The organism is Paenarthrobacter nicotinovorans, assembly GCF_007670255.1.
Taxonomy (GTDB): Bacteria; Actinomycetota; Actinomycetes; order Actinomycetales; family Micrococcaceae; genus Arthrobacter; species Arthrobacter nicotinovorans_B.
In genome coordinates this window covers 114,779-138,286 of record NZ_SZVS01000004.1, presented here as the reverse complement: position 1 = coordinate 138,286, position 23,508 = coordinate 114,779, and the positions used below count along the sequence as shown (strand labels likewise).

The 23,508-nt window shown below is 62.8% G+C and carries 23 protein-coding genes and 2 tRNA genes; 11 read left to right on the top strand and 14 right to left on the bottom strand.

Annotation, left to right across the window (positions count from 1 at the left end):
• Positions 1-31: 31 nt before the first annotated feature.
• The 6 genes from gyrA (at position 32) to FDP28_RS07815 (ending at position 4,950) form a co-directional block, all read left to right on the top strand.
• Positions 32-2,692 carry a DNA gyrase subunit A gene (gene gyrA, locus FDP28_RS07835; protein ID WP_144660241.1) on the top strand — a complete coding sequence of 887 codons (2,661 nt, stop codon included), beginning with the start codon at positions 32-34 and terminating at the stop codon, positions 2,690-2,692.
• The gene (locus tag FDP28_RS07830) at positions 2,689-3,414 is read left to right on the top strand and encodes a DUF3566 domain-containing protein (protein ID WP_144660239.1); all 726 of its coding nucleotides are present in this window, start codon (positions 2,689-2,691) and stop codon (positions 3,412-3,414) included. The genes gyrA and FDP28_RS07830 overlap by 4 nt, the downstream gene beginning before the upstream one ends.
• A gap of 113 nt (positions 3,415-3,527) precedes the next feature.
• Positions 3,528-3,601, top strand: a tRNA-Ile gene (locus tag FDP28_RS07825).
• A gap of 47 nt (positions 3,602-3,648) precedes the next feature.
• Positions 3,649-3,768 carry a DLW-39 family protein gene (locus FDP28_RS20655; RefSeq protein ID WP_222120623.1) on the top strand — a complete coding sequence of 40 codons (120 nt, stop codon included), beginning with the start codon at positions 3,649-3,651 and terminating at the stop codon, positions 3,766-3,768.
• Positions 3,769-3,839: 71 nt separating this feature from the next.
• Positions 3,840-3,915, top strand: a tRNA-Ala gene (locus FDP28_RS07820).
• Positions 3,916-4,026: 111 nt separating this feature from the next.
• Complete coding sequence (locus FDP28_RS07815) at positions 4,027-4,950, top strand: DMT family transporter (protein WP_144660236.1); 924 nt, start codon at positions 4,027-4,029, stop codon at positions 4,948-4,950.
• Between the two features lie 33 nt (positions 4,951-4,983).
• Here FDP28_RS07815 and FDP28_RS07810 read toward each other — a convergent pair whose 3' ends face one another.
• Positions 4,984-5,859 (bottom strand): glycosyltransferase family 2 protein, encoded by an 876-nt coding sequence (locus FDP28_RS07810; RefSeq protein WP_144660233.1) that lies wholly within the window; start codon positions 5,857-5,859, stop codon positions 4,984-4,986.
• Between the two features lie 128 nt (positions 5,860-5,987).
• Positions 5,988-6,977, bottom strand: coding sequence for a hypothetical protein (locus FDP28_RS07805; RefSeq protein ID WP_144660231.1), 990 nt, complete (start codon positions 6,975-6,977; stop codon positions 5,988-5,990).
• A 153-nt stretch (positions 6,978-7,130) separates the two neighbouring features.
• Between FDP28_RS07805 and FDP28_RS07800 the strand changes: the two genes are divergently transcribed.
• Positions 7,131-7,673, top strand: coding sequence for a peptidylprolyl isomerase (locus FDP28_RS07800; protein ID WP_144660229.1), 543 nt, complete (start codon positions 7,131-7,133; stop codon positions 7,671-7,673).
• A gap of 21 nt (positions 7,674-7,694) precedes the next feature.
• Complete coding sequence (locus tag FDP28_RS07795) at positions 7,695-8,549, top strand: rhomboid family intramembrane serine protease (RefSeq protein WP_144660227.1); 855 nt, start codon at positions 7,695-7,697, stop codon at positions 8,547-8,549.
• A gap of 27 nt (positions 8,550-8,576) precedes the next feature.
• Here the strand turns inward: FDP28_RS07795 and FDP28_RS07790 are convergent, their stop codons facing one another.
• From FDP28_RS07790 to FDP28_RS07760, 7 genes are all read right to left on the bottom strand, one after another.
• Positions 8,577-9,197 (bottom strand): GyrI-like domain-containing protein, encoded by a 621-nt coding sequence (locus FDP28_RS07790; protein ID WP_144660224.1) that lies wholly within the window; start codon positions 9,195-9,197, stop codon positions 8,577-8,579.
• A 761-nt stretch (positions 9,198-9,958) separates the two neighbouring features.
• Entirely contained in the window at positions 9,959-10,558 is a 600-nt protein-coding gene (locus FDP28_RS07785) for a DNA-3-methyladenine glycosylase I (RefSeq protein ID WP_144660222.1), read from the bottom strand.
• 102 nt (positions 10,559-10,660) lie between these two features.
• Entirely contained in the window at positions 10,661-11,377 is a 717-nt protein-coding gene (locus tag FDP28_RS07780; protein WP_144660219.1) for an alpha-ketoglutarate-dependent dioxygenase AlkB family protein, read from the bottom strand.
• Positions 11,374-12,003: a methylated-DNA--[protein]-cysteine S-methyltransferase gene (locus FDP28_RS07775; protein ID WP_144660217.1), complete on the bottom strand. Its 630-nt coding sequence runs from the start codon at positions 12,001-12,003 to the stop codon at positions 11,374-11,376. Before FDP28_RS07775 ends, FDP28_RS07780 begins: the two co-directional genes overlap by 4 nt.
• On the bottom strand, positions 12,000-12,527 hold the full coding sequence (locus FDP28_RS07770) for an RNA polymerase sigma factor (RefSeq protein ID WP_144660215.1): 528 nt from the start codon (positions 12,525-12,527) through the stop codon (positions 12,000-12,002). The genes FDP28_RS07775 and FDP28_RS07770 overlap by 4 nt, the downstream gene beginning before the upstream one ends.
• Positions 12,527-13,036 (bottom strand): methylated-DNA--[protein]-cysteine S-methyltransferase, encoded by a 510-nt coding sequence (locus tag FDP28_RS07765; RefSeq protein WP_144660213.1) that lies wholly within the window; start codon positions 13,034-13,036, stop codon positions 12,527-12,529. The genes FDP28_RS07770 and FDP28_RS07765 overlap by 1 nt, the downstream gene beginning before the upstream one ends.
• Before the next feature lie 45 nt (positions 13,037-13,081).
• A complete protein-coding gene (locus FDP28_RS07760; protein WP_144660210.1) occupies positions 13,082-13,336 on the bottom strand; it encodes a cell division protein CrgA in 255 nt (84 codons plus the stop codon).
• Between the two features lie 157 nt (positions 13,337-13,493).
• Here FDP28_RS07760 and FDP28_RS07755 point away from each other — a divergent pair, with 157 nt between their 5' ends.
• From FDP28_RS07755 to FDP28_RS07750, 3 genes are read left to right on the top strand one after another with little or no spacing between them, the layout of a single operon-like run.
• The gene (locus tag FDP28_RS07755; RefSeq protein WP_144660208.1) at positions 13,494-14,321 is read left to right on the top strand and encodes a class E sortase; all 828 of its coding nucleotides are present in this window, start codon (positions 13,494-13,496) and stop codon (positions 14,319-14,321) included.
• A gap of 3 nt (positions 14,322-14,324) precedes the next feature.
• Positions 14,325-14,495, top strand: coding sequence for a hypothetical protein (locus FDP28_RS20495; protein ID WP_186313550.1), 171 nt, complete (start codon positions 14,325-14,327; stop codon positions 14,493-14,495).
• Positions 14,492-15,133, top strand: coding sequence for an aminodeoxychorismate/anthranilate synthase component II (locus FDP28_RS07750; RefSeq protein ID WP_144660206.1), 642 nt, complete (start codon positions 14,492-14,494; stop codon positions 15,131-15,133). Before FDP28_RS20495 ends, FDP28_RS07750 begins: the two co-directional genes overlap by 4 nt.
• An 18-nt stretch (positions 15,134-15,151) precedes the next feature.
• Here FDP28_RS07750 and pknB read toward each other — a convergent pair whose 3' ends face one another.
• The 5 genes from pknB to FDP28_RS07725 are packed head-to-tail and all read right to left on the bottom strand — an operon-like array spanning position 15,152 to position 23,506.
• On the bottom strand, positions 15,152-17,050 hold the full coding sequence (gene pknB / locus FDP28_RS07745; RefSeq protein WP_144660203.1) for a Stk1 family PASTA domain-containing Ser/Thr kinase: 1,899 nt from the start codon (positions 17,048-17,050) through the stop codon (positions 15,152-15,154).
• Between the two features lie 6 nt (positions 17,051-17,056).
• A complete protein-coding gene (locus tag FDP28_RS07740; RefSeq protein ID WP_144660200.1) occupies positions 17,057-18,901 on the bottom strand; it encodes a protein kinase domain-containing protein in 1,845 nt (614 codons plus the stop codon).
• Positions 18,898-20,355, bottom strand: a complete 1,458-nt coding sequence (locus FDP28_RS07735; RefSeq protein ID WP_144660197.1) for a peptidoglycan D,D-transpeptidase FtsI family protein — start codon at positions 20,353-20,355, stop codon at positions 18,898-18,900. Before FDP28_RS07735 ends, FDP28_RS07740 begins: the two co-directional genes overlap by 4 nt.
• Positions 20,352-21,779: an FtsW/RodA/SpoVE family cell cycle protein gene (locus tag FDP28_RS07730; protein WP_144660196.1), complete on the bottom strand. Its 1,428-nt coding sequence runs from the start codon at positions 21,777-21,779 to the stop codon at positions 20,352-20,354. The genes FDP28_RS07735 and FDP28_RS07730 overlap by 4 nt, the downstream gene beginning before the upstream one ends.
• A complete protein-coding gene (locus FDP28_RS07725) occupies positions 21,776-23,506 on the bottom strand; it encodes a PP2C family protein-serine/threonine phosphatase (RefSeq protein WP_144660193.1) in 1,731 nt (576 codons plus the stop codon). The genes FDP28_RS07730 and FDP28_RS07725 overlap by 4 nt, the downstream gene beginning before the upstream one ends.
• Between the last annotated feature and the right edge of the window lie 2 nt (positions 23,507-23,508).

Sequence of the window (23,508 nt, the reverse complement as noted above, 5' to 3'; positions counted from 1 at the left end):
TGACATATACCTGAAACGGAAAACTTAGAATATGAGTGACGAAACTCCTGAAGTTCCGGCGGATTCCACTGCCGACGACGTCGTCCTTGAGGGCGATGTACTGACCGACCGTGTTGAGCAGGTTGACCTGCAGACCGAAATGCAGCGGTCCTACCTGGACTACGCCATGGCCGTCATCGTCGGACGCGCCCTCCCGGACGTCCGCGACGGACTGAAGCCCGTCCACCGCCGCGTGCTGTACGCAATGTTCGACGGCGGATACCGCCCGGACCGTTCGTTCAACAAGTGTGCCCGCGTTGTCGGCGACGTCATGGGTACCTACCACCCGCACGGTGACATGGCGATCTACGACGCATTGGTCCGCCTCATCCAGGACTGGACCATGCGTTATCCCTTGGCTCTCGGACAGGGAAACTTCGGCTCGCCCGGCAACGACGGCGCGGCCGCCCCGCGTTACACCGAAACCAAGATGGCCCAGCTGGCCATGGAAATGGTCCGGGACATCGACGAAGAAACCGTCGACTTCCAGGACAACTACGACGGCAAGAACCAGGAACCCACCATCCTGCCGGCGCGTTTCCCCAACCTGCTGGTCAATGGCTCCTCCGGTATCGCCGTCGGCATGGCCACCAACATCCCGCCGCACAACCTCCGCGAGGTTGCCGATGGCGTGCAGTGGGCACTTGAAAACCCCACGGCCACCCGTGAAGAGCTCCTTGAAGCCCTTCTGCAGCGCATCAAGGGACCCGACTTCCCGACGGGCGCCACCATCCTTGGGCACAAGGGCATCGAGGATGCCTACCGTACGGGCCGTGGTTCCATCACCATGCGTGCCGTGGTCAATGTGGAAGAACTGCAAGGCCGGACATGCCTGGTGGTCACGGAACTGCCGTACCAGGCCAACCCGGACAACCTTGCCATCAAGATTGCTGAACTGGTCAAGGACGGCAAGATCCAGGGCATCGCGGACCTCCGTGACGAAACATCGGGCCGTACAGGCCAGCGTCTTGTCATTGTCCTCAAGCGCGACGCCGTAGCCAAGGTTGTCCTGAACAACCTCTACAAGCACACGCAGCTGCAGGACAACTTCTCCGCCAACATGCTGGCGATTGTCGACGGCGTTCCGCGCACCTTGAGCCTGGATGCCTTCATCAGGCACTGGGTGGCACACCAGATGGACGTCATCGCACGCCGGACCCGGTACCGCCTCCGCAAGGCCGAGGAAGAAGCACACATCCTGCGCGCCCTCCTCAAGGCGTTGGACATGCTGGACGAAGTCATCGCGCTGATCCGTGCGTCCAGCACTACCGAAGCTGCCCGCGAAGGCCTGATGGAGCTCCTGGACATCGACGAGCTCCAGGCCCGCGCCATCCTGGACATGCAGCTGCGCCGGCTCGCAGCCCTGGAGCGCCAGAAGATCCAGGACCGCCACGCCGAGCTCGAGGCACTCATCAGCGAGTACAACGCCATCCTTGGCTCGGAAGAGCGCCAACGCCAGATCATCAGCGAAGAGCTGGCGGAAATCGTCGCCAAGCACGGCGATGACCGCCGGACGCACATCCTGATGGGCTTCGACGGCGACATGTCCATGGAAGACCTGATCCCCGAAGAGGAAATGGTTGTCACCATTACCCGCGGCGGCTACGTCAAGCGGACCCGTAGTGACAACTACCGCTCACAGCAGCGTGGCGGCAAGGGCATCAAGGGCGCCCAGCTGCGCGGCGACGACGTCGTGGAGCACTTCTTCGTCACCACCACGCACCACTGGCTGTTGTTCTTCACGAACCTGGGCCGCGTCTACCGGGCCAAGGCTTACGAACTTGCCGAAGCCGGACGTGACGCCAAGGGCCAGCACGTTGCCAACCTCCTGGCCTTCCAGCCGGATGAGCACATCGCGCAGGTCCTGGATCTCAGGGACTACCAGCAAGCTCCGTACCTGGTGCTGGCGACCAAGAACGGCCTGGTCAAGAAAACGCGACTGGAAGACTACGACACCAACCGCACGGCCGGCGTCATCGCCATCAACCTGCGTGACGGTGACGAACTGGTTTCTGCCCAGTTGGTCAGCGAAACGGACGACCTCCTCCTGGTCTCACGCAAGGGCCAGTCAATCCGCTTCACGGCAACGGATGATGCCCTGCGGCCCATGGGCCGCGCCACTTCAGGTGTCACGGGCATGAAGTTCCGTGAAGACGACGAACTGCTGGCCGCGGACGTGGTCCAGGAGGGCTCGTTCGTGTTCGTTGTGACCGAGGGCGGGTACGCCAAACGAACCGCTGTGGACGAATACCGGCTCCAGGGCCGCGGCGGCTTGGGTATCAAGGTAGCCAAGCTCGCCGAGGACCGTGGAGACCTTGTGGGTGCCTTGATTGTCCAGGAAGAAGACGAAGTCCTGGTGGTCATGGAAGGCGGCAAGGTGGTCCGTTCCGCCGTGGCCGGCGTTCCTGCCAAGGGCCGTGACACCATGGGTGTCATCTTTGCCAAGCCCGACAAGAATGACCGCATTATCGAAGTCGCCCGCAACAGCGAACGCGGTTTGGAGGGCGAGGAATCAGAGGACGCCGCCGACGATGACGTAACGTTGGCTGCAAACGACGGTGCCGCTGCGGTGACCGCAACGGAAAACGACGCTGACCCGGAAAACGAATCGGGCGCGGAGCTGAACGAAGACAATACCGGAGGTAACGAGTGAGTAATTCCGACTCATATCCCAAGCCGAGCACAGGTGTCCCCGGCGGACTCCGGCAGCCCTCAGGCAACGCGCAGGCCGGCACGCCCGCACGTCCCCAGCAACGCCCGGGGGCAGGATCCCCCGGCTCGGGCGCGGCAGGTGCGCGTCCGGCAACGGGTGCCAACTCTGCTCCTCGTCCAGCCGGCGCCCCGGGGCAACGCCCCGCACAGCCAGGCCAGCGCCCCGCGGCCGCCGGGCAACGGCCGGCAGGTGCCCCGGGCCAGCGTCCGGCCCAGCCGGGCCAGCGTCCGGCCGGCGCTGCAGGACAACGACCCGCCCAAGGTGGTCCCGGCCTGGTGAAGCCCGCCCCCAAGGCAAAGGTGCGCCGTGCACGCCTTCTGGTCAGCAAGGTCGATCCCTGGTCAGTGCTCAAGATGGCTTTCCTGCTGTCCGTAGCCTTGGGAATCGTCACCGTGGTGGCGGCAATTGTTTTGTGGACCGTGTTGGATCTCACAGGCATCTTCAATCAGGTAGACAGCCTCCTGGGCACGCTGGCCGGTTCTGAAGGCAGCGGTTTCGAACTGAAGAAGATCGCTTCCCTGGGCCAGGTGGCATCGTTCGCGACGATCATCGCCGTCGTGAATGTTGTCCTGCTGACGGCGCTGTCCATGCTGTCTGCCGTTCTCTATAACATTTCTGCAACGTTGGTGGGTGGCGTTGGCGTCACCCTGACGGACGACTAGGAAGAATCCGCGGAATTCCGCCGTTTCGGGCGGAATTCACCGGTGAAACTGCCTCGATTTGAGATCGGGCCGGGAAGTGCTGTACAGTCATATCTCGGCCCGATGAGGCATCGGGGCGTATAGCTCAGGCGGTTAGAGCGCTTCGCTGATAACGAAGAGGTCCCAGGTTCAAGTCCTGGTACGCCCACGGAACCTAAACAGGTTCAGGTAAAACTGAACCGGAATGAGGTACTTGTGAAGAAGTTGCTGGTAGTTGTGGCAGCCGCAATCGCAGGTGTCCTGGTTTATAAAAAGAACCAGGAATCCGAAGCCCGGAAAGATGTCTGGAGCAAATCAACCGATACGGTTGACTAGCCGAGGAACCCGGTTCTGAACTGGTAAAACCCAGTCCGGATATGGGGTATGATAGACGGGTTGCTTCTTATGGGGGCATGGCGCAATTGGTAGCGCACCTGCTTTGCAAGCAGGGGGTTCGGGGTTCGAGTCCCCGTGCCTCCACCATAAGAAAAGTCCCGGTCAGAACTGACCGGGACTTTTTGCATTTAACGCCTGCCCGGGGAACGTGGCGGACTCGGGAACGGACGTGGAACCACAGCCCACTAGTGTTGGTCTGTGAACCTTCTCATTGCCGCCCTGGGAGTACTGGGTGTGGCCTCCTCCGGACCACTCATTGCCGGCACACTGGGCGCCACTTCCGTGACCGCGCTGGCCATCGCCTTCTGGCGCAATGCGATCGGGGCCGCCGCGATGGCGCTGCCGGTGGTCATCAAGGAGCCAAAAGCCTTCGGCAGGATCAACCGGCGCGAATTCGGCTGGTCGGCGATGGCCGCCGTCGCACTTGCTTTTCACTTCGCTTGCTTCATCACGGCCCTCCAACTGACATCTGTTGCGGCGGCCACGGCACTCGTTTGCCTTCAGTCCGCATGGATCGCTGTCTTCCAGATGTTCCGCGGCACGCGCCATCGCTGGCCCGTCCTGATCGGGCTGGGCATAGCCTTTGTGGGCGTCGTAGCCATCACGGGATTCGATATGGGTTCGTCCCCCGAGGCGCTCCTGGGTGACCTCCTGGCCGTTGCCGGTGGTGCCCTGGCTGGCCTGTACACCTTGGCTGGCGGGAAGGCCCGTCAGTCCATGGCTACGGGGACCTACACCACCTTGTGCTACGGGATGTGCGCGGCGTTGGTGGCTGTGATGGCATTGCTCAGCGGGCAGCCGTTGTCAGGGTTCGACGCCGGTGGTTGGCTTGGGATCATCGCCATCACCGTCTGCGCTCAGTTGGTGGGGCACACAGCATTCAACCACTTGCTGGCAACGATGAGCCCTTTGCTGGTGTCCATGATCATCCTGCTTGAAATCCCCGGTGCGGCCATTCTTGCGGCCATCTTCCTCAATGAGACTTTGCCAGCGGGAACCTATGCCGGCTTGGCGCTCATCCTGGCCGGCTTGGCCGTCGTCGTGGCCGGCCAGAGGCGCGGCCGTGCAGGGCGCGGGGAAGACGAAGCTGACCGCAGGGAAGCCGAACTGGGCACTGACTGAAGTCCCGGCGTCGTGCGTTGATCCCGCAGGGACTCAGAGACCGCCGCGGCGGGCGCCCTGTGCGGCATTGGCGGTGTGGATGGCGCGGAGCAGCTTGGCAGGGAAATAAACGGAGAAGAACACCACCATGGGCGCCTTCAGGGCCATTTTCTTGACGTTGTGCGCCTTGTACGTACGGTCGAAGCGCTGCACGTAGTAGCGGTAGTCGCGGGGAGAATCCTCGAGCCTGCGTGCGGACATGCCCGAGACCATCTGTGGGACGTACTGGACCTTCAGGTCATGCTCAAAGAGGTGGAGCGAGAGGTCGATGTCCTCGTGCATCTCATCCTTCTCGTCCAGGCACGCCTCACCGCGGATGGTTTCCCACGCAGACCGACGAAGGGCCATGTTGGAGCCGAACAGGAAGTGGTACTGGTGCTTTGCCAGGCGGAGCATGAGCTGCCGCATCTTGTCGTCGGCCTTGAGCCCGAACCGCCGCATGGGCATGTCGTAGTAGACCACCGGTCCAGTGGCCGCGGCGACGGACTGGTCCATGAACGCCTTTTGGACCTGCTCGACCCAGTCCGGTTCCAGGACGGAGTCGGCGTCGATACGGCCCACTACCTCCCCCGTGGCACTGTTCAGGCCGTGGTTGCGGGTGGGAATGAGGCCCTGGGCCGTGTCCTGCCGAAGAAGAATGATGGGGCTCTCAGGGTATTCCTGCTGCATTTGCCGCACGATCCTGGCGGTCCGGTCCGTGGACAGGTTGTCCACCACGATGATCTCGTCGGCCGGCACGGACTGGTAGATGGCAGCGATGAGGCACTGGCGTATAACGCTTTCTTCGTTGTACGCCGGGATGACGATGGAGACGCCCGGAGGTTCCGGGGCATCCTGGAGGGCACCCGCCAAGGGTCTATCGGCTGACATCTCCTCAAATCTAACACCCGCATCTTTGCCCCTGGCGGAGGCTTTGGTTACAAGCCGGCAAACACTGAAGGGACCCCGGCTGCTGCCGGAGTCCCTTCAGGAGTGGACTGCTTTCCAGGTGAAAGCGCTTAGCTGTTGGAGCCCTTGGCGTCCGAATCAGAGCCTTCGCTGTCCTTGTTCAGGCTCGCCGCGATGTTCTTGACGGCCGTCTTGGCATCCGTGGCGACCTTTGCGCTGGAGTCCTCAACGTTCTTGAAGGCGTCCTTGGTTGCCTGCTCGGCCTCGGCCTTGGCTTCCTCCGGAGTAATGTCCGACGCGCCGGGCTTGGCAGCTTCAGCCGCAGTGGCGGAGGCAGCTGCGTCGGCCGGAGCCGGAGCCGCAGTTTCTGCCGCTGCAGGAGCGGCCGGAACCGGAGCCGGGGTCGGCGTGACCGGGGAAGGGGTCTTCCACGGATCCTCGACCGGCTTGGAAGCCTTCCACGCGGCAACACCGGCAGCGGCAGCTGCGGCGATGACCGTGAAGACCAGCCATCCGCGCTTCTTGGGTTTGGGTTCCTTGCCCAGCTTGGTGGCGACAGCCTTGGAAGCCTCATCTGCCACAGCCTTCAGCTGCTTGCCTGTGGCCTGGGCCTGCTCCTGGACGCTGTGCACAACACCGGAGTCAACAAGCTTCTGGGCAACCGCATCGACTTGGGCCGGCGCGTTCTCCAGAACGTGGTGAACCGCTACGGAAGCCTGGCCCAGCTGTTCGGAAAGCTTGGGCAGGTACTCGTCCACCACCTTGTCCCGTGCGATCCCCAGTGCCGGAGTTGCCTTGTTGAGGGTCTCCTGGATTTTCGGCGTTGCGTCCTCTACGACATCGTGGATCTTTGGCGCGAGGTGCGCCAGTCCATCCTGGATGCGCGGCGTAACGACTGCCACGCCGTCGGCGAGGTTGTGCGCGGCGGACTTCAGCCCCTCTTGGATCTTGGGGGAAGCGGTGTCAATGCCGTGCTGGATACGCGGAACAGCCCAGTTCACGGCTGCTTCCACACGGGGCGCAGCCCAGTCGCGTGCGTTATCCACACCAACCGCAACGGATTGTTCGAGTTCGCGGGCAATACGGTCTGTTTTCTTCACAACTACCTCCCGATACACGTGCTCGTTTGTTGCTAGCCTACGTCGCTTGGGGAACACCGGCTATTCATCTGGCCGATTCGGCCCGGATTTCACCGAGCGCGGAACCGGCTTTACAACTGCCCCGGCGTTGACCCTGCATGGAAGAATGGGCCTATGACCATTGCAACCGCAAAAGCAACGATCCACACTACCCTCGGCGATATCAAGGTTGACCTCTTCGGCAACCACGCGCCCAAGACCGTGGCGAACTTCATCGGCCTGGCTACGGGCGAGAAGTCCTGGAACCACCCGGAGACGGGCGAGGACAAGACCGGTACTCCCCTGTACAACGGCACCATCTTCCACCGGATCATCAAGGACTTCATGATCCAGGGCGGCGATCCCCTGGGCCGCGGCGTCGGTGGCCCCGGTTACCAGTTCGACGACGAAATCCACCCGGAACTGACGTTCAACGCTCCTTACAAGCTGGCCATGGCGAACGCCGGAATCCAGATGGGCAAGGGCACCAACGGGTCACAATTCTTCATCACCACGGTCAACACCGACTGGCTGTTCGGCAAGCACAGCATCTTCGGCGAGGTCACGGACGAGGAATCCCGCAAGGTTGTGGACGCCATCGAGTCCGTCCGTACCGGCATGGGTGACCGCCCGGTCGAAGATGTCGTCATCAACAGCATCGACATCGAACAGCTCTAGTCGCTCACTGACGCTGAATTAATGAGCTACGGAATCCCGTCGGCAGAGCCGTCCGCTGATATTCCGGTGTGCCCACGGCACCCGGACAGGCCCTCCTATGTGCGGTGCCAGCGCTGCGGGCGCCCTGCGTGCCCCGAGTGCCAGCGGACGGCCGCCGTCGGGTTCCAATGCGTTGACTGCGTCAACGAACAAAAACGTACGACGCCGGCCTACCGGTCCCCGTACGGCGGCGCCCTGGCCGTGGGCCGTCCTTTGGTGACGTTCACGATCATCGGTCTCTGCGTGCTGGTGTACATCCTTCAGTGGATTGTGCCCGGCGACCTCATCTTCCAGGACTTTGCGTTTGCCAACGTCTTTGCCGCCACGGAACCGTGGCGCATGCTTACTGCGGCGTTCCTGCACTCCCAAGGCTTCCTTCTCCACATCGTCCTGAACATGTATACGTTGTGGATCTTTGGCCAAGCGCTTGAACCGTTGCTGGGGCGGATTCGTTTCCTGGCGGTGTATGTGATCTCCGCTATCGGAGGTTCAGTAGGCTATCTCCTGCTGACTCCCGATTACCCAATCTCCGGCGTGGTGGGCGCATCCGGCGCGATCTTCGGTCTCTTCGGCGCCATGCTCGTGGTCCAACGCCACAGGGGTGGCGAAACCAAGCAACTGTGGGTTCTGATCGCCATCAATGGCGTCATCGGTTTCTTTATCCCCAACATCGCCTGGCAGGCCCACCTGGGCGGATTGATTACCGGTGGCCTCGCCGCTGCTGCCATCGCCTACGCACCCCGCGGCAAGAACCAGGCTCTCCTCCAAACCGGCGGGTTGGTGCTGGTTGTGGGCTTGTTGGCAGTCCTGACTTGGTTCCGCGTTACCGCCGGCTAACCCTGCCTGGGGTTCCTTCCCTATGTGTCACTCCGCTGTGGGCGCGACGGGTTGCCGCAGGATGGTCCTGAGTTTCTCCGGCGCGCTCCGCCGGGGATCCCCTAGATAGATCTCGTGGTGCTTTCCTGTCATGGTCAGTGACTGCTTCGGTATGAACCGGTGATGCATCTCATCCAGCACGGGCCCTTCATCATCGTACGGACCAATGTGCAGCGTCTGTACGCACAACCCCTCCTCCAGCGGCTCCAACCGGAGCCGCTCCAAGGCCGGGGCGGTTCCCTTTCGGTCCGCAGCCTCGCACGCCGCCTCAAAGTGCTCTTGCGTGATCCAGTCCGGCACCATGTTCATCAGGGTCCAATCCCAGAGCGATTTGTCCCTGGCGCTGGTGAAGGCGTCCATGTCATCGGCCCACCAGAGTGCCTCCAGCGGCATCACGCCATAGTCCTGGCCCAACTCCGCCTTGCTGAAGAACTTAAGTTTGTACGCCACGGGGTACAACGTGGACAAGGCGTCCTTGTACGACGCCGCAGTATTGGGGTCCCCTGAGCCGTCGATCTTCAAGTACTGAAGGGGCGGAACGGTCAGCACGGAGAACGTACCCCTCGTTGCACTGTAGCTGGGGATCAGCTTCTTGAAGTCGCTCTTCATGGGACAACCGTAAACCTGCCGGTTGATGGGCTGCATGAGCTGGAAGACCGTGTTATCCACAGGCGTTATCCACATTGTGAGTAACTTACATGTATGTAGTTAAGGGCTTAACCCTCCAATAGGGCCGTTCCAGGGGCAGATATCCCCCGATTGGCATGGATTTCTCCACACCTGTGGATAACTATGTCCCCACCCATCCCCCTTTTGTGGACAAAGAGGGAGGATTTGAGAGCCCTGTGGACAAGGCTGTTAATTCCCCCGGGGTGAGGGGCCTATCAACAGGGTTATCAACACTGTTAATAACTTACATCTGTGTAGTTCAGCCCGTTGGCAGGGCAGGAAACCCCGGCATTTCAGGGTCTTTCGGACACCAACCCACATGTTTTCCCCACCTGTGGATAACTTGTGGGAACCCGGGTGTTGTTATGTGGGTAACCAGGAATGAGGGGCTCGTCCGCGCACCCTCCGAGGCTATGGGGGGAGGCGGAAGGAACAAGCTGGAAATATCGGTTGAGGCCAACCCGGCAATCCCGGCGGCTTGAACTTTCGATGAAGCTTCGGCCACAATCCACAGCACAGTGCACAGTGGGTATAACTGTCCCACGGGCGACGTGATGGCCTGCTTGGGCGGTTTCCCGGGGATTTTGGGGGCAAGTATGTGGATGTCCACAGAAGTTATCCCCGCTTGTGGATAACGTTACGCACTTCTGTGGACAAGAATTCAGGGGAAGGGGTGTTTCAACTGCCCGAGCGGCTTCCGCCTAGGTCCACACCCCTGAGGTCCCGCGCCGGTGACTGTCCACCAGATGGGTGTCGATGATGCCGACCGCTTCCATCAAGGCATACATGGTGGTGGGCCCGACGAAAGCGAAGCCCTTCTTCCTCAGGGCCTTGGAAAGGGCAATGGACTCCGGAGACGTTGTGGGGATCTCCGACAGGCTCCGGGGAGCGGGCGTGCTGTCAGGTTGGAAGGACCACACGAAGTCCACCAGTCCGCCTTCCTCACGCAGGGCAATGGTTGCCTTGGCGTTGGTGATCGCGGCGTGGATCTTCAATCGGTTGCGGACGATACCGGCGTCGAGCATAAGCCGATCCACGTCAGACTCGGTGAACGCAGCGACACTCTCCGGATGGAAGTCCAGGAACGCCTTCCTGAACGCCTCGCGCTTGCGCAGGATGGTGGCCCACGAAAGGCCTGCCTGGAAAGCCTCCAGGCTGATGCGTTCGTACATCCCCTGCTCGTCGCGCACGGGCATGCCCCACTCGTGGTCATAATAGGCCTGCATCAGTGGATCGGACGCAGCCCACACTGGACGCGCCAGGCCGTCAGGTCCGATGATGCTGCCGTTGTCCGGGGTCATGCAATCTCCTCTCAAAGCAACGCGTGGTCACTTATGGCCCCTGGTGAGGGGATTTAGGGGCCATAAGTGACCCCGCGTTGCAGGTAGGGGAAGTTTATCTACCTAGGACAATCCCGTGACGCGCATGGTGATGTTGATCCGGCCGTGGTCCAATCCGCAGCCATCAGGAGCAGTGCCCGGGAGCACCTTGGGGATGCCGTGGTAGGCAAACCGGGAAGGACCGCCAAAGACGAAAAGGTCCCCCGAGCGCAGTTCCACGTCCTCGTACGGTTTTGTGCGGGTCTGGGTGTTGCCGAACCGGAAAATGCACGACTCACCAATGCTGATGGAGACCACAGGAGCGTCGGAGTGCTCGTCTTTGTCCTGGTGCATGCCCATGGCAGCCCCATCGGCGTAGTAGTTCACCAGAGCCGCGTCCGGGGCGTAATCCTCGGAGAGGCCCAGCAATGACTCGTCAACGCCCACCTCCCGCGAGTAGGCAGCGGAGACCGCCTTTTTCCCCAGACGGACCATCCAGTCGGGAAAATCGAGGACAGCTTGCCCGTTGACGTCCGTAGCTGTCCGCGAGTAACGGTACGGCTGCCAATGCCAGCCGAGGCACACGGTGCGTACCGACATTTGGTGCCCGCCGGGAAGCGTGGCAGCCCGCAGCGGAACGGGTCCCTGGGACCATTCACCGAAACGGGCTACGATCCAGCGCTGCTGCTCCAAAGTCAGCCAACCCGGGACGTGAACCGCGCCGGGCCGCACCAGACGAGGACCGGCGTCGTGCGTTTCCGGCTGAACCAGCTCACGCGGAAACAGGGCGTCGTCACTCACGCTGCTGCCTCCAGCGTGAGCAATGCCCGCTTGGCTTCCGGGCCGCCGAGGTAGCCACCGAAGCTGCCATCGGACTTGACCACCCGGTGGCAAGGCACGATCACAGGCAGCGGATTGGTGGCGCAAGCGGTCCCCACCGCGCGGACAGCGTTGGGGCTGCCCGCAGCCTGTGCCACCTGTGCGTAACTCGCAGTGTTTCCATAGGGAATCCTCGGCAGGTGCCGGAGGACGTTGAGACGGAAACCGCGGGACAGGCGGAAGTCGAGGAGGAGGTCGAAATCCCGGCGCTTGCCTGCGAAGTACTCGTCGAGTTCCCGTGCGGCGTCATCCAACCGGAGGGGGGCTTCCAGGATGCGTGGGCTGACAGTGTCGGCAAGCAGCTGCAAAACGGAGTCGTGGTTTTCCAGTTCAAAGGCGACCCGGATGATTCCCCGGTCCGTTGCCGCGAGCAGCAGCTTCCCCACTGGAGAATCGATCGTACGGTAGGCAATGTCCATGGCGTGGGTCAGTTGGGCGTCGCGGGCAAGCCGGGCGTGGAGGTTGGCCAGGGCGGGCTGGAGCCCAACATCCAGGGGTTCGAGGAGGGAAAGCACCTCGTCATGCGCAAGGTTGGGGTCGAGGGTCATTGGACTTCACCTTTCGATGATGAATGGACCAGCGAAGCAGGAGATTGGATAACTGCGCGGAGTGCCTTCACGCCATCGGCGCCTGCACGGCGTGCCGCCTCAGGCGAGCTGCCGAGGAGAACGCCGATCTCCTTGTAAGGCAGGCCTGCGAGGTAGTGGTAGGCCACTGCCTGGCGCTGCTTCGCCGGCAGTTTGGCGACGGCGTCGAGAAGTTCGGTGTCCGTGTCGCCCGGCAGGCCCAGGCGGGTCGGCTGTTCGGGCGGATGGTCCACAGGCAGGGCGCGCCGGGCTCCGGCACGCAGGTGGTCAATGCACTTCCGGTGGGCAATGGTGACCAGCCAGGCTTCGACGTTGGCATCCACGGGCAGATCCGGATAGGCCTGGAGCGCCGCAAGGAAGGTGTCCGACCACGCGTCGTCGGCGTCGTGGACACCCAGGATCGCGCGGCACACCCGAAGCACGGTTGCACCGCGTTCCTGCACTACTGCCTCGAAGGGTTTCTTGCTGGCCTGTCCGTTCTCCATCAGAAGAGCTTGCCCTCTCTCACGGAGTCCGGTTCTTCGAGCTCCAGGAGGAAGCGCTTGTTCCGAAGTCCGCCCGCATATCCCGTGAGCTGGCCCTTCCGGCCTACAACGCGGTGGCAGGGGATGATGATGCTGATGGGATTGCGTCCGACGGCAGAACCGACTGCCTGCGCAAGGTGGGGATCTCCCATCTCCGCGGCGAGTTCCCCATAACTGACGGTTTCCCCAAAGGGAATGTGTTGAAGGCGGGCCCAGACCTTCTCTTGGAAGGAGTTGCCTCGCGCCTCAAACGGAACGCTGAATTCGGTGCGTTGCCCGTTCAGGTACTCGGACAACTCGCTCCAGGCATGGGTGAAGACCGGGTCCTCAACGGAGACCGGTTCCCCGAAATAGTCGGGCGCGGGCATATGCCAGTGCCCTTCGTAGAAAATGCCCGTCAAAAACTCCCTGCGGGCGGTCAGCGTCAACTGCCCCAGCGGGGAATCCAACGTGGTGTGCCGGTTGCTCATATCCTGTAGACGCCAGCGGACACCGGAATGTGAGGTCCGGAATTCCTAGGAGCGCCAGCGGGTGGTCATGAGGAACCCAACAATCGCGATGCCGAAGCCCGCAACGATGTTCCAGGAGGCCCAGTCGCGGACCGGGAATTGGCCTTCAGTGATGTAGAAGGTGATGATCCAGAGGAGGCCGAGGATCATGAGGCCGAACATGACGGCCTTGTACCAAACCGGGTTGGGCTTGTATTGCTGTGTGGCCGAGGTCTGTTGGGTCTGGCGGGCAGGCCGCTTGCGGGGCTTGGACTCGGGCACGGATCCTCCTGGACTGCTCGGTTGATACCCGTCGCGCTGGCCTTGATATCCTGCAGGAAGGAAATTTCCAGCGGTTAACGGCCACACGGCGTTCCGGGTTGGTTCTAGCTGTCAAGTCTAGCCGCAACTCGGGATACGCCAGTGACGCCCGCGCCCTATAAGAGGAGACCCTGTGGCGCACCAGCAGACGACGGCGGCATCTGCCGTGCCGTCCGCGAGCCAAGGGGAGGAATTGCGCCCCCGCAAGAAGCGCGGCGCCTCAAATGTCATCCGAAAGATCAGCCAGATCCTGGGTGAGCTGCTCATCACGGCGGGCATTGTCCTGCTCCTCTTCGTGGCTTGGGAATTGTGGTGGACCAACGTGGAAGCCGACGCCAAGCAGACCGAGGCCGTCAAGAGCTTCGCCCAGGAATTCACTGGACCGGTAGCCCCTGCAGCACCCACGGGCCCTGTGGACTACGGAACACCCGTTGTCGGCAAGGCCCCTGGCCACGGCGGAACCATCGGCATCATGTACATCCCGCGTTTTGGGCAGGACTACACGCGCCCCATCATCGAAGGCACCAGCTCGGATGTCCTGGATACCTTGGGCTTGGGACACTACGGAAGCACCAGCATGCCCGGGGCGCCGGGCAACTTTGCGGTGGCCGGCCACAGGCAAACCCACGGCGCCGTCCTGGACAACATCCATACGCTGGTTCCCGGCGACAAGATCTACGTCCAAACTGCCGACGGCTACTACACCTACGTTTTCCGCAACAACCAGATCGTCCTGCCCGACCGCACCGACGTCCTGCTGCCCGTGCCCACGCAGCCGGGAGCCACCCCCACGGAGAGCTTCCTGACGATGACCAGTTGCAACCCCAGGTTCGGTGCGCAGGAACGCATCATTGCCTACTCCTTGCTGGAGAGTTGGCAACCTGCCTCAGCTGGACCGCCGTCGGAAATTGCCGCCCAAGTAGCCCGTGCCCACGGAAAGGGGTAGCAGATGTACGCATGGATCTTCCGGAACTTGCCCGGCCCGCTGTGGGTGCGGATCCTCACTTCGCTGGTACTGGTGGGAGTAGCCCTGGTACTGATGGTCGAGTTCCTGTTCCCCTGGTTTTCCCAATTCACCACCCTGACTGACTCAACGATTGGTTTAGTGCCGCAACCATGAGCACAACAAAGATTTTGGTAGTAGATAACTACGACAGCTTCGTCTACACACTGGTGGGCTACCTCCAGGAACTGGGCGCCGAAACAACTGTCGTCCGGAACGACGACGTCACTCTGGCAGAGGCCACGGAACTGGCGGCAACCCGCGACGGCGTCCTTGTGTCGCCCGGGCCGGGCACCCCTGCCGAAGCCGGCGTCTGCATCGAGCTCATCAAATGGTGTGGTGAAGCCTCCAAGCCCATGTTCGGCGTCTGCCTTGGCCACCAGGCCCTCGCAGAAGCCTACGGCGGAGTGGTGACCCACGCGCCGGAGCTCATGCACGGCAAGACCTCCCCTGTGCGGCACGAAGGAAAGAGCGTCTTTGCCGGCCTCCCCTCTCCCGTCACAGCAACCAGGTACCACTCCCTCGCAGCCGTTCGCGACTCCATTCCTGATGTCCTGGAGGTCACGGCGGAGACCACGAACGGTGTAGTAATGGGCCTCCAGCACAAGACCGCTCCGCTCTGCGGCGTCCAGTTCCACCCGGAGTCAGTGCTCACCGAGGGCGGTTACCAGATGCTGGGTAACTGGCTCGAATCCCTTGGCATGACCGGCGCAGCCGAGCGTGCCGCGCAGCTGAGCCCGCTGATCAAGCAGTAGCCGCGCGGCCCCCACAGGCTATTTTTTGGTGGGCGTGGGCTTCGGCGTCGGGGTGTCCTCAGTCGGCGTAGGAGTGGGCGTTGGCGGTGGGGCAGGAGCCTTGGCAACCGTAACGGTGACCGTCTTGCCCTGATCGACCTCGGTGTTGAAGACCTCGCTCTGTGCGGTGACCTTGCCCGGCTCTACCTGCGAGTTCTCCTGCTCCACCACCACCATGGTCAAGCCATTGGCCTTCAGTGCCGCCTCGGCCTCGGCCTGGGGCAGCCCGATGAGCTGTGGCATCAGGACCTTGCCGGAGGAGATCTGCAGCTCCACCGTGGAGTTGGTGGCAATCGGGGCCCCCGGTGCCGGGGCTGTGCCTATGACCAGGCCCATGGGCACGGTGGCGCTGTGCGTACGGGCACTCTTGATCGTTCCCGTGATGCCCAGTTCCCGGAGCGCATCTGTGGCATTCGCTTCTGTACGCCCCACGATGTCCGCCGGTATGGTCACCGAGCTTGGACCGCTGGAGACCTTGAGGATTACTTCGCCGTCCTGGTTCACCATTGAACCCGCAGCCGGTGTGGTGCCTATGGCCATGTCCTTGGCGACAGTATTGCTGGCCTCGCGTACCGACTTTGGCACGAGCTTCAGTGAATAGAGCTTCTGGATCGCCTGGGATTCGGTCATGTTGGCCACCACCGGCACCTCGACTTTTGCAGGCTCGGCAGGCTTGGCGTTCATGAGGTTGTAGAGCCAGAAACCGCCGCCGGCCAACACCAGGAGCGTGAAGATCACCAGCGTCGCGATCCAAGCACGACGGCGGGACCTCTGCTGGGCGGGCCGCTCACGTTCCGGTGGGAGGCCCAGGGGAAGGGGTTCCTCATGTGCCCGGTCAAGGGGTTCTTCCTTGAACTGGTCCACATCCAGCAACCCCACGGCCGTGGCACTAAGGAGCTGCGTGGAGGGGTTATCGTCTTCCACAAGGTCGTTTGGATCGGTGGGGGCTTCGCTGGCCGCGACGGCGGGCACCGGGATGCCATTGCTGGCGGCACGGAGGGCCCGACGGAAGGCGGCGGCATCCTGGAAGCGATCCGTTCGGCTCTTCTGCAGCGCCTTGACCAGCACCGAGTCCAGCGCCTCGGTGACATCCGGGTTGTGTGCACTCGCAAGGTCCGGGGTTTCGCGGACGTGCTGGTAGGCCACGGACACCGGGCTGTCGCCCACGAAGGGCGGCCTGCTGGTCAGGAGCTCATACAGGAGGCAGCCGGCCGAATAGAGATCGCTGCGGGCGTCCACGGTTTCGCCCCTGGCCTGCTCCGGCGAGAGGTACTGTGCGGTACCCACAACCGCCTGGGTCTGGGTCATCGTGGCCGCGGAGTCGGCCATGGCACGCGCGATGCCGAAGTCCATGACTTTGACATCACCGGTGTCCGCGCAGACCATGACGTTGGCCGGCTTGATGTCCCGGTGGACAATCCCGGCACGGTGGCTGTACTCCAAGGCAGCGAGTACACCCAGCGTGTAGCCGATGGAATCCTCTACGCCCAGTTCCTTCGCCTTGATCATGTCCCTCAACGTGCGGCCCGAGACGAACTCCATGACGATGTACGGAACGCGCACATCCTCTCCGGGGCCACCCGGAACGGAATACTCTCCCGTATCAAAGATGGCGACGATGGAGGGATGGTTGAGCGCCGCGACGGCCTGGGCTTCACGCTTGAAACGGGCCTGGAACTGCGGATCGCGGGCAAGGTCCGCGCGCAGGACCTTCACCGCGATGGTTCGTCCCAGCAGGGTGTCTGTTCCCTTGTAGACGTCAGCCATGCCGCCACGACCGATCAACTCACCGAGTTCATAGCGTTCATTGAGGATGCGCTGTGAAGACACAGGTGTGCTCTCCTCTCGATGCGCGGGGCCGGGACGGGGCGTAGACATGGTGGTTTAGCGGCCTGTTGGGGAAGCAGAGCTTGACGGGTTGGCTTTTGTGGAGCCTGGGTTGGTGGGGATGAGCTCCTTGGACAGATAGTAGGTCACAGTGGAACCGGCCGGTACCTCGGTGCCTGCGGCCGGCGACGAACGAACGAACGTTCCGGGCTGCTGGCTGATGGATCCGTTGACGTCCTCACCCTTGACATACTTCAGTCCCGCGCCCTGCAGGGCTGCCTGCACTTGGCTTTCGGGAACACCCTCGCCAATGGTGGGCACCGCAACCATCTCGGGACCCGCGGAGTAGGTCACTGTAATGGTGGTTCCGGGGTCCACCGGACCGGTGGGATTGAGGCTAAGCACCGTTCCAGGTGCTGACTGATCGAATTTCTCTTGTCCGTCGACGCCGAGACCGAGCGCACGGAGCTTGGCGCTGACCGTCTCGAATGGTTGTCCCTGGAATTCCTCCGGGATGATGTTGATCTTCTGCGGGGTCGACTGGGTGGGCGACGGCGCTTCAGAGGTCTGGGTCGGCGTTGGCGACGGAGTGGCCGACGACGACGTGGGGCTGGGCGAGCGGCTGGTGCTGGCCGACGTCGACTGGCTGGGCGAAGGGCTCGGCGAGAAGAATCCGGACTGCGAAATCAGGAAACCAATCAGCGCGAACAACACCAGAAGGATCAGCGCGACAAGCGGCCACGTCCACGGGCTGCGTTTTTTGCGTTCCGGTTCCGGATCGTCGTAGCGCTCGTCATCGCTGTAGATGACTTCTTCATCGTCGTTCAGCTGCCGCTCTGCCTCCAGGGCGTTGGCACGCGTCAGGGGGTTGTCGGCGGAAGCCGCGGCGGCTCCCACAGCAGCTCCGGCTGCGCCGGCGCCCAGCACCGGAAGCGCGGAGGTCGCCGTCGACGATTGCTCCTTGCCGTACGGCGAAGCGACGACGCCGGTGGGTGCCGTTGCGGTGTTGACCGGCGCCGTGATGGGGCCGGTAGCGCCTTCGAACAACAGCATTCCGGGGACGGCGGCGTGTGCCGTGGCGATGTCGCCGTTGCGGATGGCTTCGGCTGCTTCGGCCAGCTTGATGGCGTTGGCCGGCCGGTTCTTGGGGTCCTTGGCCAGCATGGACATCAACAGCGCACGTACGGGAACCGGAAGGGTGTCCGGAAGCGGCGGGGGAGCGTCGTTGACCTGGGCCAGGGCGATGGCAATCTGGGATTCGCCGGAGAACGGACGGTGGCCGGTGAGGCACTCGTAACCGATGACGCCCAGCGAATAGATGTCGGACGAACCCGTGGCCGTCTGGCCCGTGGCCTGCTCCGGCGCCAAGTACTGCGCGGTACCCATGACCTGGCCGGTCTGGGTCAGCGGTACCTGGTCCGCCAGGCGGGCGATGCCAAAGTCAGTAACCTTGACCCGGTTGTCCGGTGTGATCAGCAGGTTGCCGGGCTTGATGTCGCGGTGCACCAGGCCTTGCGCGTGGGCCACGGCAAGGGCGCGGGCGGTCTGGGCGATGATGGAGAGCGTCATGTCCGGGGACAGCACCTGCTCGCGCTCCAGGATCCCGCTGAGAGGGTGCCCGGGCACGAGCTCCATCACGAGATAGGCGGAGCCGGCTTCCTCGCCGTAATCGAAGACATTGGCAATGCCCACGTGGTTAAGGAGGGCTGTGTGGCGCGCCTCGGCACGGAAGCGCTGCAGGAAGCCGGGGTCCCCCGTGTATTCCTCCTTGAGCACCTTGATGGCCACGATCCGGCCAAGGATCTGGTCCTTGGCCTTCCAGACCTCGCCCATGCCACCAATCGCAATGCGACTGGTCAGCTGGAACCTGCCGCCGAGTGTGATTCCCGAAGTAGGCCTCACTTATTCAACACCGCCTCAAAAATCTTCTTCGCGTTCGGACTGGTTAGCTGGGCACCGCTGAGCACGTCCACACCTTCCATGACGATGGTGACGGCTACTTGCGGGTCGTTTGCCGGGGCGAACCCGGTAAACCAAGAGTTGTTCACACCGGAATCCCCGAGTTCGGCCGTGCCGGTCTTGCCGGCCACCTTGATGCCGGGAACGGCCGCGCCCTTGGCGATGCCGTTGTCCACGGCACTGGTCATCCACTCGGTGATCTGGCTGGCAATCGGCTGGGTGGTGCTGGTGCGCAGCGGTTCGGGCTTGGTTTCGCTGATGACACGGAGGTCGGGAGCGCGCACCGTTTGAACCAGGTTGGGTTTCATCTGCACACCGCCGTTGGCGATGGCGGCCGTCATCATGTTGATCTGCAGCGGCGTGGCCTTCACGTCGCGCTGACCCACCGAGGACTGGGCCAGCTGGGCCTGGTCCAGGTCCTTGGGGAACACACTCTTGGCTTGCTGGAGCTTGAGCTGGTCGCCGAAGGTCTCGCCGAAGCCGAACTTTTCAGCCTGTTGGCGGATTGCGTCCTGGCCGAGGTCCAGTGCGATGCTGGCGAACGGCGTGTTGCAGGACTGCTCCAAAGCAAAAGCGAACGACGCCGTCTCCCGGACGTTGCAGTTACCGCCGGCATAGTTGGGGAGGCTGGCGTTCGAACCCGGAAGCGGGAGGCTGCTGGGGTTCGGCAGCTCGCTGTCCTTGTTGTACTTGCCCGAGTTCAGGGCTGCCGCAGTGTCAATGAGCTTGAAGACGGAGCCGGGCGAGAGCAGGTTGCCCGTGGGGCCGCTGACATTCTGGTTCAGGTTGATGCCCGGGACCTGGTTCAGCTTGGCCATGTTCGCCTCCGCGGCAGCGGTGTCGTGCGTGGCTATCAGGTTGGGGTCGTATGACGGCTTGGAGACCATGGCAAGGATGGCCCCGGTCTTCGGGTTGGTGACGACGATTGAGCCACGCTGCCCGTCAGGAATGAGGTCGTAAGCCAGTTTCTGGATGGCAGGATCCAAGGTCAGCTCAACTGAGGCACCCTTGGGCTCCTTGCCCAGGAACATCTGGCTGATGCGGTCCAGGAACAGCTGGTCCGAATTGCCCGCCAGTGTCTCGCCCATGGACTGTTCAAGACCTGTGGATCCAAAGCCCCTGGAGAAGAACCCGGTGACGCCTGCGTAAAGCTCAGGCTGGGGGTAGGAGCGCTGGAACGCGCAGGATTCTGTTCCCGGCACGGACTCCGCCACCGGCTTCCCGCCCACGATGATTGCACCGCGTTCATTGCAGAAGGTCGCCAGGATGGCGCGCTGGTTCCAGGGGTTGGCGTTGAGGTCGTCCGCGCCAATGACCTGGACGTAGCTGATGGCGCCGAAAATCAACGCGAACATGGCGACGGCGGCCATCCAGGAGCTGCGAATAGCCTGGTTCATTGATGCTTCACCGCCTCTGTTGGTGCGCTTGGGGTCTGTCCTGTTGCAGTTTTGACTGTGCCCTGGGAACTGGTGGTGGGGGACTTGTTAACCATGGGAGTGGTGTCCACAGGGCCGCGGGCCGTATTGGAGATCATGAGCAGCAGCCCGACGATGATCCAGTTGGCCAAAAGGGATGAACCTCCGGCCGCCAGGAACGGCGTGGTCAGGCCGGTCAAGGGAATGAGCCGGGTGACGCCACCGATGACCACGAAGCATTGGAGGGCAATGGCGAACGACAAGCCGCAAGCCAAGAGCTTTCCGAAGGCATCGCGTGTTCCGAGGGCTGCACGGAAACCACGGGTGAAGAGCAGCATGTAGAGCATGACGACGGCGAAGAGGCCGATCAGGCCCAGTTCCTCGCCAATGAGGGCCACGATCATGTCACTGTTGGCGAACGGCACCAGGTCCGGCCTGCCCTGGCCAAGCCCGGTTCCCACCAGGCCACCATCTGCCATGCCGAACAGGCCTTGGACAATCTGTCCGCTGCCGCCCGGTGACCTGCCGAAGACCTCGGGGGTAAAGGCGTTGATCCAGCTGTCGATCCTGAAGGCGACGTGGGAGAAGATTTTCGACGCAATGAAACCACCGCCGAGGATCAACGCAAGGCCAATGACCACCCAGGAGATGCGGCTGGTGGCCACGTAGATCATCACGATGAAAAGTCCGAAGAAGAGGACCGAGGAGCCCAGGTCGCGCTGGAAGACCAGGACGCCGATGCTCACGAGCCAAGCGGTGATCATCGGACCCAGGTCCTTGAAACGCGGGAACTGCATGGGACCGATCTTGCGGCCTGCCAGGAGGATGAGGTCCCTGTTGGAGGAAAGATAACCGGCGAAGAATATGGCCAGGGTGATCTTGGCGATTTCGCCCGGCTGGAAGGTCATGGGCCCGATGCGGATCCATACGCTTGCGCCCAGCACCTCGCCGGCAGAGATGCCCGGTACCAAGGGCAGGACCAGCAGCAAGGCGCTGGCTGCCAGCGAGATGTAGGTAAAGCGGCGAAGAACGCGGTGGTCCTTGAGGAACCAGATCACGGCGATGGACACCGCCATGGCAATGAGCGTCCAGCGGAGCTGGTTGTTGCCGGTATCGTCGCCGGGGCCATCCATGCGGTGGATCAGTGCCAGGCCGAGACCGTTGAGGGCCACTACGATTGGAAGTATTACCGGATCGGCATACTTCGCCCGCAGGCGGAGGACTACGTGGAACGCGAAAGCTGCAACAGCGAGCAGGCTCGACTGGAACCAGAAGTCGCTGTCGAGTCCCTTCCCGGAATTGAGGCTGACCAGGGCGCTGGCGCCGATTCCCACGGCGAGGGCCAGCACGATAAGCAGCAGCTCGACGTTCCGGCGGGGCTTGGGGGCGGTTTCAGTCTGGATCATTTTGCCCCCTCACAGGGAGTTGGTACGGGCGAAGGCGTGGGGCTGGCAACGGCCGCCGTGCTTGGAATCGGCACCGTGGCTGTTGGGGTCGGCGTCGTTGATGGCTTGGGCGTAGCCGTGCCGGTCGGCGAGGTGCTGGGGCAATTCACCGAGGCGCTGCCATACTGCTTCAGGTTTTCCACAATGAGCTGGGCATCGTGGAGGTCACCGGCCGGGACGGTCTGGCGAACGCTTTGCTGGCCGTACTCGGGCAAGGAATCGACCCTGACATCGGTCACTGCTTCCAGCCGGGACAGCTGGATGGGGCCAAGCCTCTGGGAAATACCGTTGAAGATGGCAACGCGCTGGTCGTATTCACCCACGTAATAGCGCGTCTGCGTCCAGGCATAGCCAAGCCAGAGGCCAACCACGACGCCGAGGACCACAAATGCGGCGACGGCGGGCATCAGCCAGCGGTTGCGGCGACGCGGAGGCTCCTCGATCTCGGCGCGGTCCTGCTCGGCCTTGTGCGTCAGGACTGTGGCGGCCCGACGTGCGACCGTGCGGCCGGCAACGGTGGGGATGGATCCGGTTTCTGCTGCCGTGGCCGCGGCACCCACCAATTCGTGCGGGCGGCTGGCCAGTTCTTCGCGCAGAACTTCCGCTGACAGGTGTTCGCCAAGGTGCGGATCGGTGGTCGCGGGAGGTTCGTCGGCTGATTCGGAATCTTCGGACGACCCGTCCGCCTTTTCCGTGCCTTCTGTCTGCCCACCGTCAGTGGACCGCTTGTCGTCAGCGGAAGACGCTCCTGAGTCTGTCTCCTTGCCGGCCTTCGTCTTTGATGCTGAGGCGGCCCCGGAGGCCTTGCCTGCCGGCGGTTCGTCGGCGGCCTTGGTGGCCGTGACAGCGTCCGGTTCATCGACGGCGGCAAGCGCCGCGGCCGGTACGACGTCGACGGCGGCCGTGTTGACGTCGTCGACCGTTTCCTCGGCGATTTCCAGCATGACAACGGTGACGTTGTCCGGGGCGCCGGCCTCGAGCGTCAGGTCCACCAGGATCTCCGCACATTCGCGCAGGTCCTTGGTTTCACGGACCACGCGCTCCACAACGTGTCCCGCCACATAATTCAAGCCGTCGGAGCACAGCAGCCAGCGTTCGCCGGCCTCGACGTCCAGGACGTCCAGATCCAACTCCGGGCTGGCGTCAACGTCTCCGAGAACGCGCATCAGGACGTTCTTGTGCGGATGGGTCTCTGCTTCTTCGGGACGGAGCCGGCCCTCGTCAATGAGTCGCTGGACGAAGGTGTGGTCAATGCTGATCTGCTCGAACTTCTTGTTGCGCAGGCGATACGCGCGGGAATCGCCGATGTGGGCGAAGTGGAGCTTGCGGTCCTCAAGGAGCAAAGCCGTAACCGTCGTACCCATGCCGGACAGCTTGGGATTCTGGTGGACGAGCTCAGAGAGGAGGGAGTTGGCCGTTTGGATCTCGTCAGCCAGGACGGTGTCGGCGCCGTCGGGGTAGTCGTCATGATCCAGGTGGATCATGTCCAGGACCGTCGAAGCGGAGGCGACATCGCCGCCGGCATGTCCACCCATGCCGTCGGCAACCACTGCCAGATGGCGGCCCACGTAAGCGGAGTCGTCATTCTTGGAGCGGATCCGGCCGACGTCGGAACGCGCCGCGTAGCGCATGATCAACGGGCGCTCCGCGGGCTGTTCCTTGTCCTTGGGGGTCTCGGGAGAGGCCATGG